This window comes from Halomicrobium urmianum (assembly GCF_020217425.1).
Lineage (GTDB): Archaea > Halobacteriota > Halobacteria > Halobacteriales > Haloarculaceae > Halomicrobium > Halomicrobium urmianum.
In genome coordinates this window covers 2,692,775-2,709,150 of the sequence record NZ_CP084090.1, presented here as the reverse complement: position 1 = coordinate 2,709,150, position 16,376 = coordinate 2,692,775, and the positions used below count along the sequence as shown (strand labels likewise).

The 16,376-nt window shown below is 70.7% G+C and carries 12 protein-coding genes; 6 read left to right on the top strand and 6 right to left on the bottom strand.

Annotation, left to right across the window (positions count from 1 at the left end; genetic code table 11):
* Positions 1-82: 82 nt before the first annotated feature.
* Positions 83-1,141 (top strand): NAD(P)-dependent glycerol-1-phosphate dehydrogenase, encoded by a 1,059-nt coding sequence (locus LCY71_RS13415; protein ID WP_225333654.1) that lies wholly within the window; start codon positions 83-85, stop codon positions 1,139-1,141.
* 28 nt (positions 1,142-1,169) lie between these two features.
* Here LCY71_RS13415 and LCY71_RS13410 read toward each other — a convergent pair whose 3' ends face one another.
* Positions 1,170-1,640, bottom strand: coding sequence for a hypothetical protein (locus LCY71_RS13410; protein WP_225333653.1), 471 nt, complete (start codon positions 1,638-1,640; stop codon positions 1,170-1,172).
* A 191-nt stretch (positions 1,641-1,831) separates the two neighbouring features.
* The gene (locus LCY71_RS13405) at positions 1,832-3,673 is read right to left on the bottom strand and encodes a S9 family peptidase (protein WP_225333652.1); all 1,842 of its coding nucleotides are present in this window, start codon (positions 3,671-3,673) and stop codon (positions 1,832-1,834) included.
* 119 nt (positions 3,674-3,792) lie between these two features.
* Here LCY71_RS13405 and LCY71_RS13400 point away from each other — a divergent pair, with 119 nt between their 5' ends.
* The 3 genes from LCY71_RS13400 (at position 3,793) to LCY71_RS13390 (ending at position 9,096) form a co-directional block, all read left to right on the top strand.
* Positions 3,793-4,851 carry a glycosyltransferase family 4 protein gene (locus tag LCY71_RS13400; protein WP_225333651.1) on the top strand — a complete coding sequence of 353 codons (1,059 nt, stop codon included), beginning with the start codon at positions 3,793-3,795 and terminating at the stop codon, positions 4,849-4,851.
* 244 nt (positions 4,852-5,095) lie between these two features.
* Positions 5,096-6,181 carry a sulfite exporter TauE/SafE family protein gene (locus LCY71_RS13395; RefSeq protein WP_225333650.1) on the top strand — a complete coding sequence of 362 codons (1,086 nt, stop codon included), beginning with the start codon at positions 5,096-5,098 and terminating at the stop codon, positions 6,179-6,181.
* A 1,052-nt stretch (positions 6,182-7,233) separates the two neighbouring features.
* Positions 7,234-9,096: a DEAD/DEAH box helicase gene (locus LCY71_RS13390; RefSeq protein WP_225335917.1), complete on the top strand. Its 1,863-nt coding sequence runs from the start codon at positions 7,234-7,236 to the stop codon at positions 9,094-9,096.
* A gap of 15 nt (positions 9,097-9,111) precedes the next feature.
* Here the strand turns inward: LCY71_RS13390 and LCY71_RS13385 are convergent, their stop codons facing one another.
* Positions 9,112-9,720 carry a class I SAM-dependent methyltransferase gene (locus LCY71_RS13385; protein WP_225333649.1) on the bottom strand — a complete coding sequence of 203 codons (609 nt, stop codon included), beginning with the start codon at positions 9,718-9,720 and terminating at the stop codon, positions 9,112-9,114.
* A 100-nt stretch (positions 9,721-9,820) separates the two neighbouring features.
* Between LCY71_RS13385 and LCY71_RS13380 the strand changes: the two genes are divergently transcribed.
* Positions 9,821-10,303, top strand: coding sequence for a GNAT family N-acetyltransferase (locus LCY71_RS13380; protein ID WP_225333648.1), 483 nt, complete (start codon positions 9,821-9,823; stop codon positions 10,301-10,303).
* 92 nt (positions 10,304-10,395) lie between these two features.
* Positions 10,396-10,527: a DUF7503 family protein gene (locus LCY71_RS21470; protein WP_263654119.1), complete on the top strand. Its 132-nt coding sequence runs from the start codon at positions 10,396-10,398 to the stop codon at positions 10,525-10,527.
* Here LCY71_RS21470 and LCY71_RS13375 read toward each other — a convergent pair.
* The 3 genes from LCY71_RS13375 to folP all read right to left on the bottom strand — a co-directional run bounded on the left by LCY71_RS13375 (position 10,524) and on the right by folP (position 16,341).
* Positions 10,524-12,587: a hypothetical protein gene (locus LCY71_RS13375; RefSeq protein ID WP_225333647.1), complete on the bottom strand. Its 2,064-nt coding sequence runs from the start codon at positions 12,585-12,587 to the stop codon at positions 10,524-10,526. The two genes, LCY71_RS21470 and LCY71_RS13375, sit on opposite strands and share 4 nt — an antisense overlap.
* Positions 12,584-13,708 (bottom strand): DUF7504 family protein, encoded by a 1,125-nt coding sequence (locus LCY71_RS13370; protein ID WP_225333646.1) that lies wholly within the window; start codon positions 13,706-13,708, stop codon positions 12,584-12,586. Before LCY71_RS13370 ends, LCY71_RS13375 begins: the two co-directional genes overlap by 4 nt.
* Before the next feature lie 176 nt (positions 13,709-13,884).
* Positions 13,885-16,341 (bottom strand): dihydropteroate synthase, encoded by a 2,457-nt coding sequence (gene folP, locus LCY71_RS13365; protein ID WP_225333645.1) that lies wholly within the window; start codon positions 16,339-16,341, stop codon positions 13,885-13,887.
* Positions 16,342-16,376: the final 35 nt, after the last annotated feature.

Here is a 16,376-nt window from a genome sequence, read left to right as displayed (position 1 = left end):
TATGCGGACCGGACGCGGAGGCCCGTCCGTGACCACGTCCCTCACGGCAAGGGTTTTGCCCCCCCGCCCCGCAGGGTCCCGCATGTTCGACAAACACACCTGGATCCGCCTGCCGCGTAACGTGGTCGTGGGCCACGGCGCGCTCGATCAGGCGGTCGACGCCGTCGAGGACGTCCACCTCTCCGGGCGGCCGCTGGTGGTGGCCAGCCCGACCCCCTACGAGGTGGCCGGCCGGCGCGTCGTCGCCGAGTTCGAAGAGCGGGGCGCGGATCCGGCCGAGGTGGTGATCGAGGAGGCCACGTTCGGGGCCGTCGAGCGGGTCATCGAGGCCGCCGAGGAGGCCGACGCGGGCTTTCTCCTCGGCGTCGGCGGCGGCAAGGCCATCGACGTCGCGAAGATGGCCGCCGACGACCTGAACCTGGGGTTCGTCTCGGTGCCGACGGCGGCGAGCCACGACGGCATCGTCTCGGGCCGGGGTTCGGTCCCGGAAGGCGATACCCGCCACAGCGTCGCCTCGGAGCCGCCGCTGGCCGTCATCGCCGACACGGAGGTCATCGCGGAGTCCCCCTGGCGGCTCACGACGGCGGGGTGTGCGGACATCATCTCCAACTACACCGCCGTCCGCGACTGGCAGCTGGCCCACCGGCTGAAGAACGTCACCTACTCCGAGTACGCCGGCGCGCTCTCGCAGATGACCGCCGAGATGCTCGTCGAGAGCGCCGGCTCGATCAAGCGGGGCCTGGAGGAATCTGCCTGGATCGTGGTGAAGGCGCTGGTCTCCTCGGGCGTCGCGATGTCCATCGCAGGCTCCTCGCGCCCCGCGTCCGGCGCCGAGCACCTCTTCTCTCACCAGCTGGACCGCATCGCACCGGACCCGGGCCTGCACGGTCATCAGGTCGGCGTCGGCGCGATCATGACCGAGTACCTCCACACCGGAGCGAACGGCCAGTGGTCGGACGTCCGCGACGCGCTGGCGGCCATCGGCGCGCCGACGACGGCAGCGGAACTCGGCATCGACGAGGCGACGGTGATCGAGGCGCTGACGACGGCCCACGAGATCCGCGACCGCTACACCGTCCTCGGTGACGGCATGAGCGAACCGGCCGCCCGCGAGGCCGCGACGGTCACCGGCGTGATCTAGACGAACTCCGGGAGGCCTCCGGCGTGACTTAGACGAACTCCGGGGTGGCCGACTCGGCCCGCCAGACTCCGTTCTCGGGAATCCCGTCGGCGGGCGACCCCTCGAAGAGCACGAGCAGGCGATAGGCCGGGGGCGCGTCGTCGTCTTCGCCGTTCCGGACGCCGGCGATGGTCACTCGCGCCACGTCGTCGACGGTACAGGCCACGCCGGTCGCCTCCCGGACCGCCTGACGGGCCCGCTCGGCCGGTTCGTCGCGGAGCGTCCCGACGCAGCGGGGGACGCGGGGCCGCTCGTCGTCCCGGACGTGAAGCACCTCGCCCTGGGCGTTCTTGACGCGGACGTACAGGTCGGCGACGCCCGCCTCTGCCCGATCCAGGGCGTCCGCGTACGCCTCGGACGAGAGCCGCAGCGTCGTCTGGTTGACCGGGAAGGACCCGAAGCGCTCCTCGAGCTCCCGGATGCTCTCGCCGATCAGGTCCCGCGCCACCCCTGTTGCCATGTTCGTACCAGCGTCTTCCCTCGTCGTAAATGAGTTCGGCGGTTTTCGACGCGCGAAGGAGCCGGCGGCGAACGCCCGGCGGCGTCCGTGACTATAGTAGAAATTGAAACTATTTACACATCGAAGGGCATCGCGGGTGCCCCTCGAGTGTGTCAGTGCGTTCAATTTCTACTATACCGCGCCGCGAGCCCTCAGACGTGCTCGTCGAGAAAGTCGACGACGCGCGAGTAGGCCGCGATGCGGTTCTCGCGCTTGCTGATCCCGTGGCCCTCGTCCTCGAAGATCAGCTTCTCGACGGGGACGTCCCGCTGCTCGACCTCGTCGACGATCTGCTCTGCCTCGCCGACCGGGACGCGGGGGTCGTTCGCGCCGTGGACGACGAACAGCGGCGCTGCGATGCGGTCGACGCTGTTGATCGGGCTGATCGACTCGAGGAACTCGCGGTCCTCCGCCAGCGAGCCGTACTCGGCTTCCCGCAGCGAGCGCCGCCAGGAGCCGGTGTTCTCCAGGAACGTGACGAAGTTGGCGATGCCGACGACGTCGACGCCGGCCGCCCAGAGGTCGGGGTACTCCGTCATCCCCGCGAGGACCATGAACCCGCCGTAGGAGCCGCCCATGGCGACGATGCGGTCGGCGTCGACGGCGGGGTGGTCACGGAGCCACTCCGCGCCGGCCTTCAGGTCCCGGACGCTGTCCATCCGATTGTCTACGTCGTCCAATCTCGTATACTCCGTGCCGTAGCCCGTGGAGCCGCGGACGTTGGGCTCGAAGACGGCGTAGCCTCGCGAGAGGAAGTACTGGGTCAGTCCCGAGAAAGAGGGTCGGCGCTGGCTCTCGGGACCGCCGTGGATGTCCACCACGACGGGGACGCCGTCGCCGTCGTGGTCCTCCCGGGCGTCGCCCTCCGCCCCAGCGCTCGGTGTCGCTGCGTTCCGCGGGAGCGAGAAGAACGCCGGTACCTCGACCCCGTCGAAGGACTCGTAGCGGACGAGTTCGGGTTCGACGAACGTCTCCTCGGGGATACCCGCCGTCGAGGCGTACGTCCAGCGCTCGCTCTCGCCGGTGGCCGTCTCCACGACGAAGACGTTGGTGTTGACCGCCCGGCCCGAAACGGAGACGGCGAAGCGGTCGCCGTCCGGCCCCCAGGAGACGCCGCCGGCGAGCCCGCCCGGCAGGTCGGGCTCGGGGAACTCCTCGACCGTCGTCGGCCCGGTCAGCTCGCCGACGGTCAGCTCGGTGTACCCCTCGACGTTGCGCGAGTACGCGAGCCGGCCGGACTCGTGGTCGAGGGAGACGCCGTCGACGTTCCAGTCGTCGCCGTCGCGGACCGGCTCCAGGCCGCCGTCGAGGCCGAGCCTGGCGAGGTAGAGCGTGTCGCTGCCCTCGTCGGTGACGAGGTAGACGGCGTCGCCGTCCGGCCCCCACTCGGCGCTCTGGTACCGGACGTCGCCGTCGTGAGGGGTGAGATGGGTCAGGTCGCCCGTCTCGACGTCGCAGACGTACACGTCCTGGTCGAAGTTGGAGTGGGCCTCGGTGACGAGCAGGCGCTCGTCGTCGGGCGACCAGCCGGACACGGTCAGCCAGCCGTCGCCTTCGCGTAGCAGCGTCGCCTCCTCGCCGACTTCGTCCCGCCTCTGGACGTAGACGTCGAAGACGCGCTCGTCCCGGCGGTTGGCGGCGAACGCGAAGCGCTCGCCGTCGGCACTCCAGCCGCCCCACCTGTGCTTTGCGTCGGAGTCCCGCGTCAGGTCGGTGACGGTCCCGTCGGGGTCGAGGCGGTGGAGTTGCATTCGCTCGTCGCCGCCCTCGTCCTTGCCGAAGATCAGCTCCGGCCGCTCGGGCGAGTACGAGACGAACGAGATGGAGTCCTCGTAGAAGGTCCGCTGGGCCGGCCAGGCCCCGGGCTCGTCCAGCGTCCACACCTGCGCGGTCCCGGTGACGTCGGAGCGGAACGCGAGCGTGCCGTCGGGTCCCAGGGAGGCGCCCGTGGCGTACCGGACGTTCAGGTACCGTTCGAGGTCGTAGCTAGGCACGGGCACACCGTCGGTGGGGACGGCCAAAGGCGTGGCGACGACCGGAACCAGCACCACTGTCCGCGCCCGTCAACGTGGAAAGGCGGGGATTTTTGACCGGGCACGTGGACCGGCAGCGTATGCGCGTGGCGTTCGTCTCGATGGAGACTTCCCACCACCGGGACGCGAAGGGGGCACGTCGGCTGGAGCGGGTCGCCCGGCAGATGGCCGACGCGGGCCACGACGTGACCGTCTACTGTGCCCGGTGGTGGGACGGGGACGAGCGCCGCTTCGAGCCCGACGACGTCAGCTACCGCGCGGTGACCGCCGAGCCGAACCCGGTCGCCTTCGCGGCGCGCCTGTCCGTCCGGATCGCCCGCAACGGCGCTGACGTGATCCACGCGCACCCGGCTCCGCCGGAGAGCGTCCCGGCGGCGAAGCTCGGCGGCGTGCTGGCCCGCGCCCCGCTGCTCGTCGACTGGTTCGGCGACGAGGACCTGCCCGGCGGTCGGCGGACGGAGTGGGCCGCCCGCGCGCCCGATCGGATCGTGACGCCCTCGGAGATGGTCCGGACGAACGCGCGAGAGCAGGGAGCCGACGGCGACGCGACGACCGTCATCCCCGAGAGCATCGACGTGGACCTGATCCGGGAGACGACGCCGGCCGAGGAGGTCGACGTGGCCTTCGCGCACCCGCTGGACGAGAGCGCCAACGTCCAGAGCCTCATGCTGGGGCTTGCCGAGCTACGGGAGCGGGACTGGTCGGCGACGATCATCGGCGACGGCCCGTACCGCGAGGACTACGAGCGGCAGGCCCGGGACCTGCGAATCGACGACCGCGTGACCTTCGCCGGCGCCTGCGACCGCCCGGAGCGCGCGGCCGTCTACCGCGGCGCCCACGTGTTCGTCCAGACGGCCTACCGCGAGCAGTTCGCCACGGAGCTGTTGTGGGCGCTGGCCTGTGGCTGCGTCGGCATCGTGGAGTACCAGGCCCGCTCCAGCGCCCACGAACTGATCGAGCAGCGCGACCGGAGCTTCCGGGTGACGAGCACGCAGCAGATGGCCGAGGCCATCGTCGACGCCGGCGGCTTCGAGCGCCTGACGATCGACGAGGAGTTCGCCGAGTTCGACCACGACGCCGTCCGCGGCGAGTACGAGGACCTCTACGGGCGGCTGATCGACGAGCGCGGGCTGTTCTGACGGACCCGTCGAACCGCCACGGTGACGACGGCAACATTGCCCGTGAAACGGGGTGTGAGCGCCTCACAAGCGCGATATCTGCCACAGCTTTTTAGTGACCCCTTCCGCTATCCGCGGGCCAGATCATGTTCGGCCGCGTTCACGACGGCGATCGCTGTCGATCCAGCTCCCACCCCGAAATCGGGGGGTTGACCTGAATGACGCCCCGGTGCTCGGATTCCCGACCCGCGAGTGGTGATCGCTCGTGACCGCGAGCCCCACCACGCGGCTCCAGAAGTGGTTCCTGACCTACCAGCACTTCTTCGTCTTCGCCGCGCCGGCCGTGTTCGTCGTCGGCGTGTTCACCGCGGCCCCGACGCCGTCCGACGCCGGGTCGGGCTACTGGCTGGAGTACTGGTGGCTGTTCCCGTTCTTCCTGCTGGGTGCCACCATCGTCAACACGGTCGGGATCAGCGGATCGGCCATGTTCGTGCCGTTCCTGATCTTCCTCTTCCCGCTGCTGGCCGGCTACTCGCTCGATCCGCCGACGCTCGTGAAGATCGGCCTCATCAGCGAGTCGTTCGGCCTGTCGAGTTCCGCCGTCGCGTTCATCCAGTACGGCCTGGTCGATCGACGCTTGGCCCTGACGCTGGTCGGCGGCGGAATCCCGTTTGTGGTCGGCGGAGCGATCCTCTCGTTTTTCATCCCCGAGCCGCTGTTCCACGCGGCGCTGGGAATTGCGCTACTGGCTGCCGCGTACCTCCTGTTCAGCGCCGACCTCGCCCACGACGAGGCCGCCGAATCCGACGCCGGCGTCTCGACCGACGGCGGTCGGGACGCGGACCTGCCCGACGACGCCGGCAAACTGGGTCCGGCGGGCGTCGGCGTCGACGAGGACGGGACCGTCACGCGCGTCGATCGTTCCGGCGACTCCTACAACTACACGTGGTCTGGCTACCTCGAGCGCTTCGCCAACTACAGCGTGGGCGGCGTGTTCCAGGGGCTGGCCGGCTTCGGGATCGGCGAACTGGGCATCATCTCGCTGCTCCGGACGAAAGTCCCGATTCGGGTCGCTATCGGCACCAACCACGTCGTCGTCGCCAGCACGGCGATCCTCGCCTCGACCGTCCACGTATTCGCCGGCGACTTCATCCCCGGCCTCCACTCGCTGTCGCTCGCCTCCACGCCGTGGAACATGGTCGTGTTCACCGTCCCCGCAACGACGCTGGGGGGGCAGATCGCGCCCTACGTGTCCAACGCACTGGACACGGACACGATCACGCTGGGCGTCGCCGGTCTCTTCTCGGTCATCTCGGTCGCGCTGTTCCTGATGGCCGGCGGGGGCTTATAGCGCCGAGTGGCGACGCCGCTTTCCGAAGACAGCCGACGGTCGCGACCGCCGATCACGGCTCGCTAAAAACGGCGCGGCGTTACCGCGGACGGTCCCGGTCGCCGGTCCGCGCGTCGACGCGCATCTCGACGTACCGGGCCGGCCACGTCCGGACGTGAGCCCGCAGCAGTTCGACCGCACGCTCCAGCGCCGACGTAATCGGCGAGAGCGGGCTCGCACCGGTCCCGCCGGTGGGTCAATTTTTCAGACTCATAGTCCGTCCAGAACTCACGGCGGCCGCGGCTTGACATCCTCCTCCGCGTAAACGCGGAGGAATCCCGAGCGGTGGGAGTTTCAGGTGTGCAGTCCAATCATCGGACTACCAGTCCTTTCGGGCACGGGTCGTCCCACAGCATCGGACTGGTGGACTGCTGGCGGTGCCAAACCGCCGTTACCCCTATCTTCGACCACTGTTTGGCGTCCCGGTGTTGTTTTGGCCACAGGGACGCCAGCAGGCGTCAGCAGAGTTGGGGGTATCGTGATGCTCGCTTCGAGCAGTCGGCACAGACACACTCTTCTGGAATGTACGTTCACCGACTGGTCTTTCGGATACTGCCTCGTTACGCGGGCGGACGGGCCGCCTCCGTAGGACGGTTCGGAATCTGCTCCGTTCCGACCGATTCCTACTCCTCGGTACAGCGGCCTGTCACTTAAACATCAGCGTGGGAAACTCGGGGCAGTGTTTGAACGAGGGTTCGTTACCACAAGTGACGGCGCGTATCCACGGCCTGAAGGCCGTGGTATTGCGCCTGTTCAGCCTATAAAGGTGGCTCCGCTGCCGCGACGCGGACGCCCTCGTCCACACCCAGCTGCGGTTCTGCGGCCCCGCTAGCTGCCCGTACGCTTCCGGACGGTAAGGCGTAAAGCCGTCGCGCGGGTACGGAGGAACAGTGACTGACGACCCGACAGCAGAGGCTGACGCGACGGGCGACGCCGAGGCGGAGCCGCGAGGCGGGACCGACGGCGGCGACGCGTCCGCCGCCGGGACCGACGGCGCGGCTACCCACGGGGACGTGACGGTCGGCGACGTCTACGACGCCATCGACGCGGTCGGCAAGCCGCACCTCACGCCGGCGGAACTGGCCCGAAAGACCGACCTCTCGCCGGACCACGCCCGCGAGGCCCTGGAGCGGCTGGCCGAGGAGAACGACCTCGAACGCCAGGACGTGACCGGGGCCGACGCCGTCTACTTCCCGCCGGACCTCGACGCGGTGACCGACCGCGAGCGCGTCGTCCTCTTCCCGGACCGGCGCGAGGTCGTCGTCCAGCACGCGGACCAGTTCACGCGGGCGCAGCTCTCACAGTTCGCCCGACTGGTCGATACCAACCGCTCCGGCGGGGCCATCTACGAGATCCGCGAGGAGGACGTCTGGCAGGCGCCCTACGACTCGCTTTCGGACCTGCTGGCGACGATGCACGACGTCCTCGGGGAGCGCTCGCCGCACCTCGACGAGTGGGTCACCAGCCAGTGGGAGCGGGCCCGGAAGTTCCGGCTGTACACCCACGAGGACGGCTACGACGTCCTCGCCGCGGAGAGCGACGACCTGATGGGCAACGTCGCGCGCCAGAAGCTCGACGACGACGTGCTGCGCGCGCCCATCTCCGACTCCGAGGCGTGGGTCAACGAGGAGAAGACGGCCCAGCTCAAGCGGACGCTCTACGAGGCGGGCTACCCCGTCCGCGACGAGCGCGACCTGGAGGAGGGCGCGCACCTCGACGTCTCGCTACGGCTGCGCCTGCGGGACTACCAGGCCGACTGGGTACAACGGTTCACCGAGCAGGGCTCGGGCGTGTTCGTCGGGCCGCCGGGCTCGGGCAAGACCGTCGCCGCGATGGGCGTCGTGGAGGCCATCGGCGGCGAGACGCTGATCCTGGTGCCCTCCAGGGAACTGGCCACTCAGTGGCGCGAGGAGCTACTTCGACAGACGGACCTCGAGGAGGACCAGATCGGCGAGTACCACGGCGGCGAGAAGCAGATCCGGCCGGTCACCATCGCCACCTACCGGACGGCCGGAATGGACCGCCACCGGAAGCTGTTCGACCAGCGCAAGTGGGGCCTCATTATCTATGACGAGGTGCACCACGTCCCGAGTCCGGTCTACCGACGGAGTACGGACCTCCAGAGCAAGCACCGCCTGGGCCTGACGGCCACGCCCACCCGCGAGTCCGACGACGAGGAGGAGATCTTCACGCTCGTCGGTCCGCCCATCGGCACCGACTGGTCGGCGCTGTTCGACGCCGGCTTCGTCCAGGAGCCGGAGGTCGAGATCCGCCTGGTCCCCTGGGAGAGCGACGAGATCGCAAACGAGTACGTCTCCGCCGTGGGCCACGGCCGCCGCCAGACCGCCGCCACCAACCCCGCGAAGGTCGAGGAGGTGCGGTACGTCCTCCGGGACCACCCCGCCGCGAAGGCGCTGGTGTTCGTCGAGTACCTCGAGCAGGGCGAGGACCTCGCCGCGGCGCTTTCCGCCCCGTTCATCAGCGGCGAGACCCCTCACGCCCGCCGCGAGAAGCTCTTCGACGAGTTCCGCCTGGGCGAGCAGGACGTCCTGGTCGTCTCCCGCGTCGGCGACGAGGGGATCGACCTGCCCGACGCCGAACTCGCCGTCGTCGCCTCCGGCCTCGGTGGCAGCCGCCGCCAGGGCGCGCAACGGGCCGGCCGGACGATGCGCCCCGTCGGCGACGCCCTCCTCTACCTGCTGGCGACCCGCGGGACCGAGGAGGAGGACTTCGTCCGCCGGCAGATGCGCCACCTCGCCTCGAAGGGCATCCGCGTCTCCGAGAGCGAGAGCGAAGTCGAGCCGGCCGGCGAGAGCGGGGGCGGGGACGAACCAGCTGAGGGCGAGCCGGTTGACGTCGACGACGGCGACGACTGATCCGGGCGGTCCCCGTCACGCCCGCGCGCGGAAGAACGCGAACTGACCGCCGAGCTCGTCGTCGAGGACGCGCTCGTCGACGACCTCGAAGCCGGCGTCTGCGAGCAGGTCCCGGTTCCGGTCGCGGCCGAAGAAGCCCCACTCCATCGCGGCGCCGGCGTCGAGCCAGTCCTCGTTGCGCCCCTCCCAGGCGTCGTCGCCCATCACGACCAGCAGGTCGCCGCCGGGGCGGAGCACCCGGTGGAACTCGGAGAGGGCGTCGGCGTGCTCGTCCTTCGGGACGTGGATGACCGCGTGGAACGAGGCGACGCCGTCGAAGGTGCCGTTTTGGAAGGGCAGGTTCGCGAGGTCGCCCTGCGCGAAGCACCCGCCGGGCGCGCGCTCGCGGGCGATCCGGAGCTGGCCCGTCGAGATGTCGAGCCCGACGACGTCGTGCTCGCTGGCGAGCGTCTCCAGTACCGGACGCCCCGCGCCGCAGCCGGCGTCGAGGACGCGATTGCCGTCCGAGAGGTCGGCGGCGAACGCCTCGGCGAGATCGCGCTCCGGTCCCTCGGCGCGGCGCTGCTCGTCGTACGTCTCTGCGATGTCGTCGTACCCCTCGCGGACGACCGATCGCTGGTCCATGGGCGGCCCTCTCGCCGGGCCAGAAAGTACCTTGTGGTGGTCCGGCAGCGGCTGGCACGGCCAGAGAGCGCTTTTGACCGCGCGCGGCGACGTGGCACCCATGCCGACGGTCACGCAGTTGACCACCGACGCGGAGTGGGACGAGGCGGTTCCGATCCTCCGGCAGCTCTGGTCCCACGAGGACGAGTCGTTCGTCCGCTCGTGGCGCGAGGAGGGCGAGTACGAGCTGTACGGCTACTACGCGGTGAGTGACGAGCTATCGGAGGGACCGGGCGAGTCCGACGCCGTCGAGGAGGGGACGCCCGGCCCGAACGCGCGACTCGTCGCCGTCGCGGGCCTCTCGATCCAGCGGGTACTCCACCACCGTCGACACGCCTGGATCCACGACCTGGTCGTCGACGAGAGCCACCGGAACCGGGGCCACGGCGCCGAGCTGCTGGCGTGGATCGAGGACTGGGCTCGCGACCGGGACTGCCAGTACGTGGCGCTGGCCTGCGTCGCGGGCAACGACGAGGCCCTTGCCTTCTACGAGGGAGAGGGGCTGGAGACGTGGGGCCGCGTCGTCGAGCGAGAACTGGACTGACTCGGAGAAACGTTGTGATCGAGTACTCACCAATTAGTTATTATAAACGAGCCACAAAACAGATATTGTTACAAATTTCACACTTAGGTGCAATGTCCGAACGAAACGCTCTGACCGAGTTCCTCGCCGACCACCCGCGACTGATGGGCGCCCTCCTGACGGCCTGCATCTTGCTGACTCAGGCCGGTTCCGCCATCGCCGCCAACGGCTCGACGACGGGCTAGGGCAGATCGGCAGGCGAAACGTCCGTCGACCAGCGCAGTTCTCCGTCGATCGTCGCCGGCACCCGTTCCAGCGAGAGCAGGTTGACCACCTCCGGCAGCGACAGCTCGAACGGCGGTAGCTCGCCGCCGACGAGGAAGTGCCGGTCCACGCTGGGGGTGTGGGGCGTGTAGCAGGCGCCCATCGCCGTCCCGAGCGCGGGGTAGGTCGTAATCTGCACCTCGTAGCCGTCCTCCGCCGAGGAGACCGAGATGAGGTTCGGCGTCCCGCTCTCCGACTGGGCGATCTGGACGGCGCCGTCGCCGACCACGTCGTAGCGACCCTCGACGGCGTAGCGGCGGCCGACGACGGCCAGCGCCGACCGCAGCGAGTAGCCGGCGTTGAGGAGGCTGGCGACGAGGCGACCGACGGCCGTCGCGTTCGCGTCGTCGACGGCCCCGTGAGTGACGATGCCGCCGACGGCGCCCTCCTCGACGAGGAGCCGTCCCTGATCGTAGGAGCGGCAGCCGTTCAGGAGGAAGGTGTCGACGCCGACCGCGTCCAGGCCGGCGGCGTCGAGCGCACCGTCGGGACAGATCAGTCCCGACCGCTCCACGTGGCCGACGTAGTGGAGGAAGTCCAGGTCCTCGGCGAGCAGCGACCGCAGTCGCTCGCGCGTGACCTCGCGGTGGACGTCGACCTCGAAGGGGAGTTCCTCGCGGTCGCCGTACAGGTCGCCGTCGCCGACCTCTTCGGCCATCCGCTCGTCGTTGCAGACCAGCGCGATCTCGACCGGTCCGTCGCTCGACTCGCCGGCGAGCCTGTTCCTGGCGCCGGCCGGGTGCAGGTCGTTGGCGTTCACGGCGCGTCCGTCGCCGAACCAGGCCCGCTCGATGGCGTCGGGACCCGACACGTGGACGTAGCGCTCCCCGTCGGCCCCGTCGCCGGTCGCGACAGGCTCGCCGGCTTCGACGAACGCGTCGTACCCGGGCGGCGGCGCCGATCGGTCGCCGTCGGATCCCGGGCGCTCGACGGCGATCAGCGAGAGGGCGTTCGCCGCGTAGGGGAGCAGTTCCGCCGCGTCGGGCGACGGCGAGAGGTGCGTCGCGAGCGTCCACCGCGGCACGAGATCGTCGACGGCTTCGGCGCCGACGTCCAGGTATCGCCGCGTCCGCTCGGCGATCGGAGCGTGATAGAGGTCCCGGAGCGGCAGATCGACCCGCTCTTCGAGCCGACGCCGTTCGTGGAGGTCGAGCCGGTACCGGCCCTCGGTCCGGACGACGCAGTCGAGCAGGAAGAGGTGCCTGAGCGTCTCCGTGACGGCTCTCTCCAGGCCGCTCGGACCGTCGAGGACCCGCAGGACCTCACCGTCCGCCAGCAGGCGCGGTTCGGGGCCCGGACGGACGCGAGCGCCGAGGTAGTGGGCGAGCGTCGCGACGGCGTAGACGGCCGCCCGCTCGCGCGGCACCTCGACGCACAGTCCGGTCTCCGGGGGCGCGACCCCGTCCGGGACCGAGAGCGCGTCCCCGAGTTCGACCGTCGGCGGGTGGCCCCGAAGCGAGGGGAAGGACCGCTCCGGACTCGTCGTCTTCAGCGCGGAGCCGAACGTCGAGACGGTCGCCATCAGGTCCTCGGGGGCGGCCGTGGCCGTGACCGTCGCCGCCGGGTGTTCGTGGAAGGAGCGCGCGCCGACGTCGATCCGCCGGCGCTCCCCGAAGGAGATTCGCATCTCGTCGCTGGTCGATTCGATCGCCAGCGGACCGGCGACCCGCAGGTAGACCTTGACCGGCGCGGCCAGTTCCACCTCGTACTCGCCGTCGGGGAACGCCCGGTCGGCGAACTCGTGGCACTCGCCGATCATCTCGCCGTCGGCGTCGCGGACGTACGCCGCGACGACGTAGGGCAGTTCAAGTTCGCCGACGCGGCAGCGTACCGCGGCGTCGACCGGGTCTCGGAACTGCCCGTCGTCGCCCGGGTCGGGGTCGACCGGTCGCCGCGTCGTGAAGGGGAAGCGTCGGCCCTCGATGCGGTCGACGACGGTGAGTCCGGGTCGGTCCTCGGCGGCGAGCAGTTCGACGCTCATCGGACGGGGAACCACGACGTCTCGTGGCCCGTCCCCGTCAGCCGCCAGCGCTGCTCGGCGCCGTCGTCGCCGGTCCGCAGCGTCACGACGGCGTCGAACGACGGAGCGAGCCGTCGAACCGCGTCGTCGTCGGCGCCGACCGGCAGCAGGAACTGGCCGACGCCGCGGTGCTCGCGAACGGTTCGACAGACCGGTTCCAGCGCGTCCCGGACGGCGTCGGCACCGCTCGCCTCGATCATCGACCCCAGGGAGTCGACGCAGAGCCGGAGCTCGCCGGGGGTAGTCGTCTCGGGCCCGCCGACGGTCTCCCTGACCGCGTCCGGGAGCGCGTCCATCTCCTCGGCGACCGGGATCACGCTCGGCAGCGGGTCGCTCGATCCGCCGTTGCCCGTCGCCGCCGTCGCCCCGCTGCGCGCCCGGGCGCGGTGATCGAGCACCGTCGCGGTCCCGGGCGACGCGTCGGCCATCGAGAGCCGGCGGTTCGCCGTCTCGACGCCGCGGCCGTGCAGGACGAACACAGGCCACCGCTCCTCGTCCGGCCCGCCGAGCAGCGCCGCGGCGGCCCGGTCGAACTCCCGCTCGGGGACCGAGCCGACGACGAGCAGGGCCGCGCCGGCCCGTTCGAGCGCCGACAGCGACGGCTCGACGGCGACCCGGCCGTCGGGCGTCACGGTCACCTCGTAGCCGTCGACCGAGAGCAGGAGGCGGCTGTCGGCGCGCTCGGTGCCGCCGGCCATCGGTCGGACGACGCGGTCGATCGCCTCGGGATCGACTCGTCGGAGCAGGTCCTCCGTCGAGACGGCGTCCGCCCCGTCGGCGGTCGCGACGGCGTCGGCCACCGTGTCGAGGAGCGACCCCGAGGCGGTCCAGTCGTGGTCGGCGGTCGCCGTCGGCCGGAGATCGTCGGCCTCGTCGTCCGGATAGACGGCGACGCACCCGTCGTCGGTGAGCAGGACCCGGACGTCGTGAAAGGAGACTTCGATCGCGACGCGGACGCCGGCGTCGGCCGTCGTCGCGTCGAGAATGCGGGCGAGGTAGTCCGGATCGACTCGGTCGTTGAGCGTCGGAAGCTCGAGGGCGTCGGTGTCCAGCGCGTCTGCGGCCGCGTTCAGGACTGCCATGGCGCCGTCGGCGCCGACGGACCGGTGAGACGCCGATCGATCGGCAGTCGCGAACGGCCACTGACCCCCCGCGCACTCGGTTGCCATCGAGACGGTCGACGTGTTGCTGGGTTGAGTAACCTTCGATAATTCTTCGTCTGGCTGACGGCTCCCGGACCGTCGTCGTCGGGCGATCGTCAGCCGTCGACCGACCCCGGGTCGTCGGCCGCGTCGACGACGTTCACGGCCGCCGCGTTCCGCTCGACGTCGTGGACGCGAACGATGTCGGCGCCGCGTTCGGCCGCCAGCGCCGTCGCCGCCACCGTGGCGTCGGGCGCGTCGCCAGGTTCGCCGCCGGCCGGTTCGAGGAAGGACTTGTGGGAGTGGCCGATCAACACCGGACAGCCAAGCGACGCGAACTCGTGGGTCCGCCCCAGTAGCTCGAAGTTCTCGGCGGCGGACTTGCCGAATCCGATCCCCGGATCGACGATGATCTGATCGCGGTCGAGGCCGGCCTTCTCGGCCAGGAGGACCCGCTCCCGGAGCTGGTCGATCACGTCCCCAACCACGTCGTCGTAGTGGACGTCCGTGTCCGGGTCGACCGGCGCCTCGATGCTGTGCATCACGACCACGGGCGCGTCGTACTCGGCCGCGACCAGCCGCATCTCGGGATCCTCGAGCCCGGAGACGTCGTTGAGGACGTCTGCGCCGGCGGAAAGCGCCGCCCGGGCGACCTCGGCCTTCCGCGTGTCGATCGAGACCATCGCGTCGAGGTCGGAAACCTCCTCGATCACCGGGACGACGCGGTCGATCTCCTCCTCGACGGGGACCGGGTCCGCGCCGGGGCGGGTCGACTCCCCGCCCACGTCGATGATCGCCGCACCGGCCGCGACCATCTCCTCGGCGCGATCGACGGCGTCCTCGCGGGCGTCGTACCGGCCGCCGTCGTGGAACGAGTCGGGCGTCACGTTGAGGATGCCCATGACGGCGGTGCCGTCTTCCCAGGGATAGCCCCGCGAGGCGTCGGGCTGCTGGATGGAAAGCGCCGCCCGTAACTCGTCGGCGAACGCGGAGAGCCCGTAGGGCTGGCCGTCGAGCTTCTCGGCCAGGCGCTTGTACTGCGCCATGGTCCCCATCAGGAGGACGTCGACCGGCTCGCGGTCCTGCTCGTTCAGCCCGGAGACGGCGCACTCCCCGCCCAGCGAGAGCAGTTCCTCCTTGAGGTAGCTGGCCTGCCGAGGCTGGACGCGGGTCCGGACGACGCGGTGGACGGCCTTCCCGCCCATCCGCCAGGCACCGGCGTCGGTGACGTGGGCGTCCGTTATCGCTTCCCGGGCCTCGTCGACGTCGTCGAGGCGCTTCTCGATCAGCGGGCGGACCCAGCGGCGGCGCACCTCGGCGACGGCGTACAGCGATCCGGTCACCAGCACGCAGTCGTTCTCGTCGGCCGCCTCGCGGGCGACGTCGAACGCGCCCGCGGCGTCGGCCCGGGTCTCGACCTCGGCGTCGGTCGCGTCCGCGAACGCCCGCGCCACGACGTCGTCGGCCTCGGCGCGGTCGACGTCTGGCTGACAGGCGACCACGTGGTCCGCCGGGAGGTGCCCGGCCATCTCGCGGAGATCCTTGTCGACCATGGCGCCGGCGACGACGTGCAACTCGTCGTAGTCGAACTCGTCGAGCGTCTCGGCGACGCGCTCGATCCCGCCGGGGTTGTGCGCCCCGTCGAGCACGATCAGCGGGTCGCGGCCCATCACCTCGAACCGGCCCGGCCAGTGGGCGTTGCGCAGGCCGCGAGCCAGCGTCGCCTCGTCGACGTCGGCCACCTGTCGGCACAGCGCCGCGGCGACGCCGGCGTTGGCGGCCTGGTGAGCGCCCAGCAGGGGCAGGCGCGTCTCGACGCGCCAGTCCGGTCCGGCGAGCGTCACCGCGCCCTCCAGCCCCTCGCGGCCGCGGTACTCGACGGACACGTCGGCGTCGTCTGTCCCGCCGCCGTCGGCGTATGCGCCTGTTACCCTGACCACGTCGCCGGCCACTTCCTCGGCTGCTGCCAGCGCGTCGCCCTCCGCACCCGTGACCAGCGGCCGGTCGGCCGGCGCGACGTGAGCCATGTCCCGGGCGATCTCCTCGGTCGTGTCGCCGAGGATGCCCGTGTGCTCCAGCGTCACCGCGGTGACCGCGCTCGCGACGGGATCGATCACGCTCGTGGCGTCGAGCTTGCCGCCGATGCCGACCTCGATCACCGCGACGTCGACGTCGTGGCGGTCGAACTCCCAGAAGGCCATCGCCGTCAGCGTCTCGAAGAGGGTCGGCGACGAGCCCTCGGCCCCGCGGTCGGTGACGTAGGCCTCGATCGACTCGACGAACTCGACGAGGTCGGCCTCGGGGATCTTCCGGCCGTTGACCTGAATCCGCTCGCGGACGTCGTCGAGGTGGGGCGACGTGTAGAGACCGACGTCCAGCCCGGCCTCGCGGAGCGTCCGCTCGACCATGCGGGCGGTCGAGCCCTTCCCGTTCGAGCCGGCGATCTGGACGCAGTCCAGCCCCTCCTGGGGGTCGCCCAGCTCGGCGAGGAGCTCCCGGGTGGCGTCGGTCCCGGGACGCAGGGCGAACCGCCGCAGGTCGAGGAGAAAGTTCGCCGCGTCGTGGAATTCCATGCCCGTAGGCAGCCCTGCCGAGCGCTTTAGACTGG

Excerpts from the sequence above, each read along its gene's own strand:
- LCY71_RS13415 (WP_225333654.1), top strand. The coding sequence starts at position 83 with ATGTTCGACAAACACACCTGGATCCGCCTGCCGCGTAACGTGGTCGTG.
- LCY71_RS13410 (WP_225333653.1), bottom strand. The coding sequence starts at position 1,640 with ATGGCAACAGGGGTGGCGCGGGACCTGATCGGCGAGAGCATCCGGGAG.
- LCY71_RS13400 (WP_225333651.1), top strand. The coding sequence starts at position 3,793 with ATGCGCGTGGCGTTCGTCTCGATGGAGACTTCCCACCACCGGGACGCG.
- LCY71_RS13385 (WP_225333649.1), bottom strand. The coding sequence starts at position 9,720 with ATGGACCAGCGATCGGTCGTCCGCGAGGGGTACGACGACATCGCAGAG.
- LCY71_RS13380 (WP_225333648.1), top strand. The coding sequence starts at position 9,821 with ATGCCGACGGTCACGCAGTTGACCACCGACGCGGAGTGGGACGAGGCG.
- LCY71_RS21470 (WP_263654119.1), top strand. The coding sequence starts at position 10,396 with ATGTCCGAACGAAACGCTCTGACCGAGTTCCTCGCCGACCACCCGCGA.
- LCY71_RS13375 (WP_225333647.1), bottom strand. The coding sequence starts at position 12,587 with ATGAGCGTCGAACTGCTCGCCGCCGAGGACCGACCCGGACTCACCGTC.
- LCY71_RS13370 (WP_225333646.1), bottom strand. The coding sequence starts at position 13,708 with ATGGCAGTCCTGAACGCGGCCGCAGACGCGCTGGACACCGACGCCCTC.
- folP (WP_225333645.1), bottom strand. The coding sequence starts at position 16,341 with ATGGAATTCCACGACGCGGCGAACTTTCTCCTCGACCTGCGGCGGTTC.